This is a genomic window from Bradyrhizobium sp. 14AA (genome assembly GCF_054185205.1).
Window position 1 is genome coordinate 381,342 of the sequence record NZ_JAVAYM010000003.1, and the last position, 12,732, is coordinate 394,073.

Sequence of the window (12,732 nt, forward strand, 5' to 3'; positions counted from 1 at the left end):
CGATGGGCGGGCGTAGCGCGATCGGATGGTTCATGTTGTCTGAAGCCGATCGGGCAGTGTCGGCCAGGCTGCTCGAACAGTCGGAGGTGGACGGCACTCGGGATGAACTGGGTTTCGGGGTCATCCACTTCGCCTACTCTGACCGTTTCTTCCCCGGGACGTCGGTGCAGCATGGTCGACTGCGATACATCTTCTTTCTGGCGTGGACGTACCGCGAGCTGATTGGCGCGAGTGGGGGCCGAAGCTTCTTGCAAAGCGCGCTTGAGGATATCGAGAGGAGGACGGCCAGAAAATTGATCAGCTCCGTCGTCCCCCTGCAGAATTCGGGGATCGCCGGATGGCACCGTTATTCAGCCAGCAGGGATCCCGTCGTCCTCGCGAGCCAGATATACTGGAACGCGCTGAAGACATGGGGTCTGTTGCTGCCTATTGGACCTGCAAACAGGCCGCCGACCCAATCCGAACTTCATCGCCTTTGGCCCGCTCTCTTGGCGTACGACGACGCCGGCGACGACAGGAAGCCGGCGAAAATCGCTGTATTCGATGAAGCGATCCCCAAAGAAGCGGAAAGCTGGACCAAGGCCTCGGCGAAGCTCGACTTCACCCTGACCCGCGAAGAACGCGTCTATGTTAGGCGCAATTGGCGGGCCATCCGGCTTGTCGGGGAATCGCGACCGCCGTTGTTGAGCAGGTTGGCGGACGCAGGCGTGCATGGCGTCTCCATGTGGGATCCGCAGGTCCTGCGTCTTACCGAGGCGAATGAACGATCTGCGTTCGAGCGGGCCCGCCTCGCGGCCTCCCTTGTTTGCATCGGCCGGGCCATCCACGCAGCCCTGGTCGAGCGCGAGCGCAACAAGGACCTGAAGGCGAATGAGAATCTCCACAATGACATCCTTGAATCGATCAGGACGGCGCACCGCAACCGCGTTATCGAGCTCGACCTTGAGCTCCTGCGCAGTGACGTGAAAATGGATCCCGCACTGTTCAGCCTGCTCGAAAACATCCAGCTCTGGGCCGCCACCGGCGGCCCGATACATCCTCTTTTCGAGCGGATCCGGAATCGCGAATACGAACTCAAAGGCGACCTGGCTTACTTGGTGTCACCGGAGCGCCGTGAAGGCTGGGAAAAGAAACCGGCGCAGCCGCTCGAATACCGATGGCCAATCGTTGACCGGCTTCTTGGCGACCTCTCGAAGGCATCATGAGCTTCGCCGAATCCTCAAACCGGTCGATCTTCGACGCGCTTCGGCCCCTCGACCGGCAAAGCGTTGCGCGTGCGGTGGTGGCCACTTACTCACTTGATCTGGTCGCAGCACTCGGCCTCATCCTCTCGCTCGGGGGACATGGAGAGGCGGAATACAACTCGACGCCCCTTGAACTTGTCGATGCCTTCGAGGCAATGCGGGGGCGGCTGTTGATCCTGCATCAAGCCGGCCAAGTCGTGGCGCCGCAGCGCCACCGCGGTGTTTTGCTCTTGCTGGACTGCATGCTGCAGGGCATAACGACGGCGCGAAGCTGTTCATGGCATCCCAAGGTCGCGCTTGTTCGCTATCTCGACGAAAGCGGCGCGCATGAATGGCGGTTCTGGATCGGAAGCCGAAACCTCACTGGCTCGACAGATCTCGACGCCGGCCTTCTGATCGTCGGCAGACCGAGCGGTAACCATCGCCAATTCGAGGATGTCGCGCGACTCGCGGAAGGCCTGTTGACCGACGCGAATTGGACTGACGAAGAGCTCGCCGAACTTCGGCAAGCGAGGTGGGAATCTCCAGCCGGCATCCGCCTGAAGGAGTTGCGCTGGCGCCGACCGGGCGGCAACGACCGTTTTGTGGTGAGCGGCAAGCGCTCGGCCGATGCCATCTTCGGAATGTCGCCGTTCCTGGACCAGGACGGCATCAACGAAGCCTTCGGGGGTACGGTCGCCTCCACGGTCCTGCTGACGTCCCGGTTCGACGCCCGGAAAGTCGCTCCGCTTCCGGGCATGACGCTGCTGGTACGGAATCCGCCGCAGCCGCACGTGGCGGTGTCGGAAGATCATACCCCGACAGAGGACGAGCCGGATTTTATCGAGCCCGCATCAAACGGGGTCCACGCCAAGATGCTTCTTCGATGCATCGGACGGAAAGCCGAACTCATGATAGGGAGCGCCAACTTCACTCGTCGCGGCCTTATCGGACCGAATGCAGAAGCTGTAGCGATCCTGGACGTCGAAGATAATGTACTGACAGAGAGCCTCAAGACCTTCATATCGAAGCACCTCGATTTCGTCGAATTCGATCTCGAAGAAGACGAGCAGAAGCTGGAGGCGGCGCGTCACGCGCTTGACTTGGTAGCGTCGCAATTCCTGCAGGTCCAATTCCGGATAGAGACGCGCGACAACGGGCTTCATGTCGCGGCGGACGAGCTGATCGACCGCCTGCTGAAAGACACCGTATTCGAGATCGAGGCATTCGCTTCTCCTTCGCACAAGGTCGAATGGCTGCCCGGCGATACATCGGTCCGTCTGAGTGAACGCGCGCCGGCATTGAAGGATCAGACGGCGTTCGTGATTATGCACCTCGCAAGCCGAGGCCAACCGAAGGTCGCCCGAAAGTGGACCCAGAAGCTTTCGTTGAAGACCCTTGACGTCGAAGTCAGGGACCGAGCGGCTCTTGCGGCCTACGTCGGCGGGGCACGCTTCAGGATGTGGCTGCGCTCGGTACTTGAAGGCATCGTCGGTGACAGCGGCGGCCGGTGGAGCGATCCGCCGTCTACTCGACCACCGGACGGGCCGCAGGCCGCTCTCAACGACATGTTCAGCCTGGAGGCAATGTTGGCGCGCTGGACCAGGAACCCAGCCCAGTTCGAGGCGGCCATCGCAAAAATGTCGCTGCTCCTGGCTTCGTTCCGCGCGGCCTTCGAGGCGCTGCCAGACGGCAATGAACGGACGCAAGCCCTCGCCGACCTCGGAGAGGTAGAGCCGTTCCTGGCGTCGCTGGTTGCCAGTCTGGCGGAAGAGGTTCGATGACGCTCGAACGTTTCCAGCTCAAGACGGTCGAAGCGGCGGTGAAAAGGCTTTCCGGCGACGGCCCCCGGCGTTTTCTCGTGGCCGACGAGGTCGGGCTCGGCAAGACCGTCATCGCGCGCGAGATTGCGGTCAGGCTTCGCGAGCTGCGCAAGAGCCTCAATCTTCTCTATCTTTGCCCGAGCCTCCAGATCGCCGGCCAAAACCGGGACAAGCTTCAATCGCTTACGGGGCTCGGCGCAGACGACCTCAAAGGCGCCGCGGACCGGATGACCATGTCGGTAGAATTTCCGGCCCGTCAGGGCGCAGGCTTCCGGATCTGCACTTTCACCCCCGACACGAGCCTGCCGGGATGGAAGCCTGGCGTCAGGACAGGCCGAAAGGAGGAGCGCGCCGTCCTCTGCACACTGCTCAGGGAACTCCCGACGCTGCGGAGCGAACTGTTCGCCCTAGACAAGGCCAGAAAGGGCAGGAGGTTGCTGGATGAGTCCGCACCGAACGTGACGATGACTTCCATCCAGTTCGAATCCGCGCTGAGGTCGGTGTTCGGCTGCGACGGAAGGCCGCTCGAACGCTTCATCCTCAACTGGCTCGACCCTGACAAGGGCAATGATGTCGGCGAATTCATCTCGCGGGCTCGCGCGGCGATGGCGCTGGCCGCCCTGCGCTCGCCGTCGAGCCGACCGGACCTCATCATTCTCGACGAGTTTCACCGTTATGCCGATCTTCTGCTGCCGCAGAAGTCATCTAATCCGGCGCGCAAGCTGTCGCAGCAGGCGCAGGCTCAAATGGTGGAGCGCGCGGAGGTGCACCGGTTGCTTGTCGATGCGCTGGTGTCAGGGCCCCAGCGCCCGGCGCTACTTCTCCTCTCGGCGACACCATACCGGCTTCGGAAGCTCAACGGCGAAGAGCTGCATCCTGCCGACCGATATCAATCTTTGGCCGACCTCGTGGGCTTCCTGTCCGATGATGCGGATCAACGCGCTGTAATGTTGAAAAAGATGCGATCGTATCAGGACGCCCTGACAGGTCCCGGCGAACGGGCAGACGTCTTCAAGAACGTCCAGAAGTGCAAGCGGGCATTGGAGTTGACCCTGCGGCCATTGATGGCGCGGACAGAGCGCGCGATCGCCAGTGACCAGGACCTCTTTAGACGCGAACCGCACAGGGTAACCGTTGAACCGTCTGATCTCGCCCTGTTCCGGCATTTCGCCCGGGCGGTCAGCGGGGCGCGCCCGCACCTGCGGGGGTGGGCTCCCGCTTTGTGGACGTCGGTGCCTTATCCTGCCCAAACGCTTCATGGCTATGCGTTGTGGAAGACGATCTTGAAGGCAAAAGATCCGCCTCCGATAACGATCGGAAGCGGCCGCAAGCCCTCGGCTCATCCGCAGATGCGCAAGCTCGAAGAGTTGGTCGGTAAAAGGGACCAGCTCGCATTGCCATGGCAAAGGCCTACACTCGCTTGGTGGAAGCTCGAGGGCCCTTGGGCCGACGGCGTGGAAGAGCCGAGTGGGAAGACATTGCTCTTCAGTCGATGGCGCGCCGCCCCAACGTCCGTTTCGGCGCTGCTGAGCTTGACGGTGATCCCGGCAAGGATTCGGCGGAGCAAGCGGGGGGCGGCCGGAAAAAAGAAAGCCGATGCGCCCCTGCTTCGCCCAGGCGGAAGCTCAAGCGGCGCGCTGATCGGCTTGTTCGCGCCTTGGCCGACTCTCTCCCACGCAATCGAACCATTAAAGTCCTCGACGTCGACGCTGTCAGCGGTGAAGAAAGCTGCGATCCACGACCTTCGTTCCTGGCTTGTCGCCAGGGGAGTCCGAATCGAGGGCAAGTCGAAGCGCGCACCGTGGTTGCTGGCCATGTCGTTAGAAAGCCGTACCAAAGCCAGCTACAATGCGCTGCTCAATGTCCTGAACTCCGCTCACACGGGAAATAAACGTCCGCGGTGGGACAAGCCTGAACCACTGGAGATCGTTTCGCCATCGGAGCTGTCTTCGCTGGCGGCGTACGTCCTGTCAGCACCCGGCGCAATTCTTGCGCGGTGCGCGCGTCGCCACGATGTGCCGCAAGCGACATCGGTCCAGCGGCAGGAACTCTTCGATTTCACCTGGTCGAGGATGCGAGGTTATCTTGGAAACCGGGCTTTCGCCCGCCTCATCTTGGCCAACTCCAGGCACGGACGGTATCCGGAGGCGCTTGCCGAAGCGTGCCTGAAGGGCGGTCTGGAGGCCGTGCTCGACGAGCAGATGAGCGTGCTGCGGATGATCGGCGACAAGAACGGAACCAATCTGCTCGCAGGGTTGAGCAGCGCAATCCTGGACCGCCCCGGTCTGGTTCGCCTTAGGCGCGGCACGCGGGACAAATCGGAGCGCGTGCAAGCGGCCGTTCCATTCGCTGGCGGCGAACAGCGAAGCGCGCGGGGAAGCGGCAAGCTGCGCACAGATACTCTGCGTCGCGCGTTTAATTCTCCGTTCTGGCCGCACGTCCTATCGACAACCTCGGTCGGGCAGGAAGGACTGGACTTTCACGTCTGGTGCGACCGGATCGTGCATTGGGACCTTCCCACAGATCCCGTCGATTTCGAGCAGCGGGAAGGCCGCATCGCACGCTACGCCAGCCTGAGTGTAAGGCGGTCGCTGGCCCGAAAATTCGGCGATGCAGCGCTGTCTGCGGCAGAAGGAAAAAGCCCCTTCGGCGAGATGTTGTTTCGGGCACAGGGTCAGTCAAGTACGGCAACCGGGCTGGAGACGTGGTGGCTGCCAGACCGGGGGAAGCCCGTCAGCATTACCATGGACTGGAAATTCAGCGTCAGGACCGTCAAGACGAGGGCCATGCTGAAGGACCTCCTGTACTACCGGCTTGGTCTAGGTCAGCCTGCTCCGGAGCAATTCGTCGAGATGCTCACGAGAATCGGTGCGAGCGCCGAAGAGGCACGTTCGCTTGCGATCGACCTTTCTGCGATCGGACCCTTTTTGGGCACGAGAACCTACCACCAAGCGGGGCCGCGGCGATGACAACCAGCTGGACATCAAGCGGGTTCAGCGCTTTCAGGCCAAGCCGGCCTTTCAGGCCGCCTTGGCGACAGGCGGCGCCTACAGTTTCGCATGTCGACTGGTGAACAAGGCGACGCGACGGCGATCGGCGCGCGGTCCCATCGCCTCGATGAGCTTGCCTGCGGAAACTGGGCCGCTACGTAACGATAACCAATGTGAGTAGTTTGGCTTTTGATCGACTAAAGTCGATCCGATTGTGCTTGCCGCCAGAACTCAACCCGTGCGACGATTCAGCCGCTTTTGTGGGCAAGACTCAGATAGATTGAACCCGCCGGAAGCCGCGAGATTGATCAACGTGGATCGGCGTCCCGCCTACGAACGATGCCGACCGAGGTCGCGCAGTTCCGGCCGACTGTCGGGGAGGACATCACCGCTTCCCAGCCAGAATTGCCGGCGGAGTTCGGAAAGCGGAGGCCGATCGAAGTGCCTAGGGTAGAGGATGGAGACATCCGAAGCTATCGGACCAAAGCCGTGCGCGTTGGTCTGGCGTCTTGCCAGACCGCGATCGAAGATGGTCGCCTTTGTAGGGAGGGCCATCTGAGGTGCCCAGCTATTTCGAATTTTTCGCGGGTGGGGGCCCCGGATTGCGCTATCTAGTCTGAAGGGAATGGATGTGCGGCACAGCTATGTGGGGTGATCGGTTCGCTCGGTCGCCGTGACGGCCGGTCGCAAACCCTCACATCCCGAACAGCTCGGACATGAGTCATGAATCAGCCGAACGGCAAGCCGCGTTAGAGCTTTTGGATTCGATTCGCCGCCCGCGGCAAGATTCAAAATCTTTTCGGCAAGGCATGCTTTTAAGGAAGACGTCCGCGCCGATTCCGGCACCATTTGGACAGCGTCGTCCAGGACGCGTCTCAACACGGCACGCAGGTGAGCATCTGAATTTGCAGCTGTCATGGGGCTAATCCGACGGATAATATCTGTGCGCCTTGGCTTCGGATCTCGGCCAGTGTTCCTGAGAAGATCCGTCGAAGCCCACCGTTCGATAGTCTGTGCCGTCTAGTGATTGGTGCAGTCGGCTTGGTTGCCGTCACACCCGACACATACAAGAAACATGTTTAGCGGGGGTGACACTGAAGCTTGAAATGCGATTTCTTTGTTGGGTTTGCTTTTTCCAGAACGAAGCCGAGAGGGAGTTGGGTAACGACCGACCGAATCCCAGCAGATCGTGCCGCCTGCAGCACCGTTCAAGAGCACGTGGTCGACGTGATCAATGAATCTCCCCGCGGCGACATTTTTCTGCATAAATTATCCGAACCGGCCGAGTAACGTCGAATGCAAGCAGCTCGTTTGGGTAGGGGCGACATCACGCGGACGCTTATTCGGCAGCAGAGCCGTTCCCCAAGAACTGCTCAGAACCTTGTCGCACTGGCGCAGCAAAGGCCAGGGCGTACCTATCCCACGTGGCGCGATGCGGCGAGCCGGGCTGGCAGGCCGCGCGTTTGATCGACAACGCCGTCTGAACTGGAGATACGAACCTTGTGGGTAAAGCTAACGCCGGAGACGAGCTCTACCACACCACAAAGGCGTCCTTCACAAGAGTGAACGTAGTCAGCTGTTCGTCGGTGCCCCGGACCGGCGCAGGAACGCATGATATTATCCACAGAAGCCAAACCAGGCGCGCCGCGTTCGACCGAGCCTTTCATGATTGAGAACGTCGGGCCAGTCTAGACCGATCCAAGCTCGCTGCGATGTAAGGCCCGCAAAACGGGACGTCGCCGGATGGTGCAGGAGTTTGGCATCATGTGGCGGCATGGTATTTGGTCCGATCAGCCAGATCAGGTTGGAGGTGAGAAATGTCAGTCCCTGGGCAAACAGCTCTGACAGCCGAGCCGGTTAGTTCTCCGTCCGGTTGGCCAGCACGATGATCTCTCGTTTGGCCAGGCAGTTTAGCACCGTATCGGCCAAGCGCTCCGGTTGCTGGTTCAGTGTTGTCAAATGGATCTCCGGCGCGCTCGGCGCCTCGTACGGCGCATCGATGCCGGTAAAATTCTTGATCGTGCCTGATTTCGCCTTGGCGTAGAGACCCTTCGGATCGCGCCGCACGCATTCGCCGATCGGCGTGTCCACAAAGACCTCGATGAATTCGCCGTCGTCCACGAGATCGCGAACCATGTCTCGCTCGGCCTTGTAGGGTGAGATGAACGAGCAGATCACGAGCAAGCCGCTATCGACCATCAGTTTGGCCACCTCGCCGACGCGGCGGATGTTTTCAACCCGATCGGATTCGGTGAAGCCGAGATCTCGATTGAGACCGTGCCTGAGATTGTCGCCGTCCAAGAGCATGGTGTGATACGACATCGCAAATAGCTTCTGGTCGACGAGGTTGGCTATGGTCGATTTGCCGGCGCCCGAAAACCCGGTAAACCAGATCATGCAGGGTCTTTGGTGCTTGAGAGCGGCGCGCTCCTTCTTGCCGAGCGAGAGCGGCTGCCAGGCTATGTTGGCGGCACGCCGCAAGGGGAAAGCAATCATGCCAGCGCCGACTGTCCGGTTGGTGTCGCGGTCGATCACGATGAAGGAACCGGTGCGCCGATTCGCTTCATAGGCATCGAAGGCTGCCGGCAGTACGGTTGCAATATTGCAGAAGCCGATTTCATTGAGGCTCAAAGTGCGGGCTGACACGTGCGCGCCGGTGTTGACGTCGATCCGGTATTTCATCACCGTGATGCTGCCGGACGCAATCGATTGCGTGCCGATCCGGAAGGCATAGGACCGGCCCGGGACCATGGGCTCCTGGTCCATCCAGATCAGGTGGGCGGCAAACTGATCAGCGACCTCCGGTCGTTCCGTCGGCTTAGCGATGATATCTCCGCGGCCGATGTCGATCTCGTCGGTCAGCGTAATGGTCACCGCATCGCCGGCTTCGGCGCGCACAAGGTCGCCATCGTACGTCACGATCTGCTTGACGCGCGAATTGCGTCCCGATGCCGGAATAACGATTTCGTCGCCGACCGTAATGCTGCCGGAGACCACCGTTCCAGCGTAGCCGCGGAAATCCAAATTCGGCCGGTTCACCCATTGGACCGGGAAACGGAAGGGCAAGCCTGCCGTCTCGGACTGGATGTCGATATTCTCGAGATAGTCCAACAGGCAAGGGCCGTGAAACCAGTCGGTATTGCGGGACAGGCGGATGATGTTGTCGCCGTATCGTGCGGAGATCGGGATAGCCGCGATCGACGTGAAGCCGAGGTTCGAAGCGAAATCGACATAGTCGTCCACGATGCGATCAAACACTTCCTTGCGGTAATCGACCAGATCCATCTTGTTCAGGGCCACGACCACGTGCCGGATGCCCAGGAGCGAGCAAATGTAGGAGTGGCGCTTGGTCTGCACCAGGACGCCTTTGCGCGCATCGATCAGGATGACCGCGAGCTGGGCATTGGAGGCGCCGGTCGCCATGTTACGCGTATACTGTTCGTGACCAGGCGTATCGGCCACCATGAACGATCGGCGCGGCGTGGTGAAGAAGCGATAGGCGACATCGATGGTGATGCCCTGTTCGCGTTCGGCCTCGAGTCCATCGACCAGCAGGGCAAAGTCGATATCATCTCCGGTTGTGCCGTGCTTGACGCTGTCGCGCGCAAGCGCCTGCATCTGATCTTCATAGATCGCCTTGCTGTCGTGCAGAAACCGGCCGATTAGCGTCGACTTTCCATCGTCCACCGAGCCGCAGGTGATAAAGCGAAGCTGATCCTTGCTGTCGGTGAAGGTGAGCTCTCGCAGCGCATCAGTATCCATTCAGAAGTAGCCTTCCCGCTTTTTTTTCTCCATCGATGCCACCTCATCGGTATCAATCAGCCGTCCCTGACGCTCGGAGAGCGTCGCAACCTGCATTTCCGCGACGATGTCCTTGATGGTGGCGGCGTCAGACTCGATGGCGCCGCTCAGCGGATAGCAACCAAGCGTGCGGAAACGCATCATCTTGAGCTCGGGCGTCTCGTCAGGAGCCAAGGGCAGGCGCTCATCATCCACCATGATCAGCGTGCCATTGCGATGGACCACCCACCGCTGTTTCGCGAAATAAAGCGGAACGACCGGAATGTTCTCCAGCATGACGTATTCCCAAACGTCGAGTTCCGTCCAATTCGAAATGGCGAACACGCGCATTGTCTCGCCTTTCCGGCTGCGAGTGTTGAAGAGATTCCACAGCTCCGGCCTCTGGTTGCGCGGGTCCCAGACATGTCCCTGCGAACGGAAGGAGAAGATGCGCTCCTTCGCCCGGCTTTTTTCCTCATCGCGCCGGGCGCCCCCGAACGCCGCGTCAAAGCCGTAAAGGTCGAGCGCCTGCTTGAGCGCGTCTGTCTTCATCACCTGCGTGTGCAGCGTCGATCCGGAATCTATCGGGTTAATGCCGCGCTCGATCCCGTCCTGGTTCACATGAACGATCAGGTTGATGCCGAGACGCTGGGCCGTCTCGTCGCGAAAGCTGATCATCTCGCGAAACTTCCAGGTCGTGTCGACATGCAAGAGCGGAAACGGGACCTTCGCCGGATAGAACGCCTTCTGCGCCAGGTGCAGCATGACGCTCGAATCCTTGCCGATCGAATAGAGCATTACGGGCTTACCAAATTCGGCAACGACTTCGCGCATGATCTCGATGGACTCGGCCTCCAGCCGCCGCAGATGCCGCGGCAGCGTGCGCGTCTGTGGTTTAGTGATATTTTGTGCGTTCATTCTGAACATCTGCGGTTCCCCGCGCGGCAAGTCGCCATTTCGATAATCTAACTTGCCATAGCTCATGGGGCCGCTCTCAGGGTCCGTAACGTTGAACAGCAATCACGCCGATTATCCGCGCGAGCTTTCGAAACTCATCCGGATCAAGTGTCTTGCTTACGTGTAGCTTTCGTTTCCGTGCCACGCCGAACGATCGAGAACGGAAAAGTAGAATAGGTGGCACCAGGAACGAAGCATCTGACCTGAGTGCTCGAAGCCATTGGTTATGAGATGAGGAGATCAAGATCAACACCTGAAGCGGTTGTCTCTATTCAAATTCTGGATGTGCTCCATCGACACAATCGATTTTACCAGTCGTACGAAATGGCGGATAACAAACGCTCAGTTAGAGAAATAGACCATCAGGCCGGTTTGCCTCGTATTCTGTGAGCGCCGTCTCAGATAGCGGTCGTCGGTTCTTGACGCGCCTGTCATCGCGCAGCTGTTCGACGAACGTCATCCGGCGAACGGCATTCATTTGGCGTTTTGCAAAAGGCTTCGTGAAGAAATATTGACGCCGCTGTCGACTTGCCTACGCGCAAGTGTTGGGCCGAATTGCTTGAAGCGCATTTTCCATAGAGCAGTCAGCCGCGACAGCACGTTGTGCTCGTCATGGATATCAGCCTGCTCGTGGCCAAGGTTAACGGCGAATGCCCTCGCCGTAAATGAACCGCCGGTAGTCCTCCCTCTGCCGACGGAAGCTGGTGCGATGTCTTGTAGCATCGCTCCTCCCAGACTGAACTTCGCCCGGCCCCAAAAGGGTCGGGCCCTTTTTAGTGCGGCCGGATCCATATAGCCCTCAGTGGGGCAGGGCTCGCAAGCGAGCTCAACGCCTTTCGGCGTGCCCTTGGGACGCATCTGTCCATTCAAGCCAAGACCAGACTATCTATGGCTGGAACCGTATAGCGATCCGCCTTTGTATCGATGCCGTGGATACATTCGATCATAACAATCGATTTTACCGATCGACCTAAACGCTGGATACTCATCGCGCCGGTGAATTTCGAACTGAGACGCCGCAGGTCGTCAAGGTCGATTGTCGATTGATGAGGCAGTCGGGCAGCCCTACGCAATCGGCTGGCCGGCAGGTCTCAATCTTTTAATTCGCGTGCCAGAAGGGTGCATGAGGCAGTCATGAGTATGAGTGGGGACGGGTCTACCGAAGCATCCAGTCGAGCGCATGAAACGAGCGTATCGAGCGACGGTGCTTTGTGCGCTACCCCTTCGACTTCTCTCGTTTCACCTGCGCAGACGCGTCAAAGGTTTTTCGTCGTCCCGGTGAGGACAAGTCCAGTCGAGCCGCGCGCTGTAGAACGCATCGTGCATAGTCCTCGTTGCAACTCGCGTGTCCAGGACCTTAAGCGGAGCATCGAGCTCCAAATCGAAGAGCTGGCAAGGCTAATAAATGACGGCAAAAACGGGCAAGAGGCGACCCAACTGCTGAATGAGCTCACAATCGAGCTCATAACCGAAGCACTCGGTCTATGGGTAAACCGCGACGAGCGAGCCGGCGGCGCGGTCATAAGTAGTGGAGCTGGGCGAGTCATACAGGACTACCGCAGCGTATGCGAACCAGAACAGCTATCGGTTTTGGCACGAATCTTTGATGATGCAGTTGCCGCACTACCGGAAGAAATGCGAACGCCTGCTAACCGAAGGCAGATCGCAGCGCTCATTCTGGGACGTGCAGCCATAGCTGAGTTCGAGCTGGGCTTACTCATCAGGTTTGTAGTCGCCGTTGCTTCTGCCGTTTGATCAAGTCTTGCCTCTTCCCATGTGCGTTGGATCGTGGTCGGTTTCGTTGTTTAGAAGGTGATATATGTAATGTAGAAATGCACACGGCGTTGCCGACAGGACAGTCACGTAAGAGAAGTCTTAATTGAGGTTCGATACGACCACTTACGCCGGATTCAATTGGGGAATTAGAAATATGTGGCACACTCGGATATCAAGTCTCGC

At 59.5% G+C, this 12,732-nt stretch carries 6 protein-coding genes; 3 read left to right on the forward strand and 3 right to left on the reverse strand.

Annotated elements, in window-relative coordinates; genetic code table 11:
- Positions 1 to 32 precede the first annotated feature (32 nt).
- The 3 genes from RAD15_RS09560 to RAD15_RS09570 are packed head-to-tail and all read left to right on the forward strand — an operon-like array spanning position 33 to position 6,015.
- Complete coding sequence (locus tag RAD15_RS09560; RefSeq protein WP_458176617.1) at positions 33 to 1,205, forward strand: DUF6361 family protein; 1,173 nt, start codon at positions 33 to 35, stop codon at positions 1,203 to 1,205.
- On the forward strand, positions 1,202 to 3,007 hold the full coding sequence (locus tag RAD15_RS09565; RefSeq protein ID WP_458176620.1) for a hypothetical protein: 1,806 nt from the start codon (positions 1,202 to 1,204) through the stop codon (positions 3,005 to 3,007). The genes RAD15_RS09560 and RAD15_RS09565 overlap by 4 nt, the downstream gene beginning before the upstream one ends.
- A complete protein-coding gene (locus RAD15_RS09570) occupies positions 3,004 to 6,015 on the forward strand; it encodes a DEAD/DEAH box helicase family protein (RefSeq protein WP_458176622.1) in 3,012 nt (1,003 codons plus the stop codon). The genes RAD15_RS09565 and RAD15_RS09570 overlap by 4 nt, the downstream gene beginning before the upstream one ends.
- 1,878 nt (positions 6,016 to 7,893) lie before the next feature.
- On the opposite strand, the gene cysN is transcribed toward RAD15_RS09570, so the two are convergent.
- The 3 genes from cysN to RAD15_RS09585 all read right to left on the reverse strand — a co-directional run bounded on the left by cysN (position 7,894) and on the right by RAD15_RS09585 (position 11,496).
- Positions 7,894 to 9,798, reverse strand: coding sequence for a sulfate adenylyltransferase subunit CysN (gene cysN / locus RAD15_RS09575; protein WP_458176624.1), 1,905 nt, complete (start codon positions 9,796 to 9,798; stop codon positions 7,894 to 7,896).
- Complete coding sequence (gene cysD / locus RAD15_RS09580) at positions 9,799 to 10,734, reverse strand: sulfate adenylyltransferase subunit CysD (protein ID WP_458176788.1); 936 nt, start codon at positions 10,732 to 10,734, stop codon at positions 9,799 to 9,801.
- A gap of 513 nt (positions 10,735 to 11,247) precedes the next feature.
- Positions 11,248 to 11,496 carry a hypothetical protein gene (locus tag RAD15_RS09585; protein ID WP_458176626.1) on the reverse strand — a complete coding sequence of 83 codons (249 nt, stop codon included), beginning with the start codon at positions 11,494 to 11,496 and terminating at the stop codon, positions 11,248 to 11,250.
- Positions 11,497 to 12,732: the final 1,236 nt, after the last annotated feature.